Origin of the sequence: Bradyrhizobium uaiense (assembly GCF_010811875.1) — a bacterium.
GTDB lineage: Bacteria > Pseudomonadota > Alphaproteobacteria > Rhizobiales > Xanthobacteraceae > Bradyrhizobium > Bradyrhizobium uaiense.
Genome location: NZ_VKHP01001181.1, coordinates 1 through 228, shown reverse-complemented (window position 1 = coordinate 228; position 228 = coordinate 1). Strand labels below are relative to the sequence as shown.

General features: G+C 64.5%; 1 pseudogene. It reads right to left on the bottom strand.

Annotated elements, in window-relative coordinates:
- A pseudogene (locus FNJ47_RS55810) lies at window positions 1-228 on the bottom strand (ABC transporter ATP-binding protein); the annotation flags it as partial.

The following is a 228-nucleotide window of genomic DNA, read 5'->3' as shown; positions in this document are numbered from 1 at the left end:
TGTTGTTTGACAGCTCGGCCGGCTGGCCTTGCGCCACAACCCGTCCAGCCCGCATCACCGCGATGCGATCGGCAAGCAGCAAGGCCTCTGTCATGTCATGGGTGACCATTACCGTGGTCAAGGCGAGCCTGCGATGCAGGGCGCGATACTCATCGCCGAGGGTGTCGCGGGTCAGCGGATCGAGCGCGCCGAAGGGTTCGTCCATCAGCATGATACGAGGACGGGCGG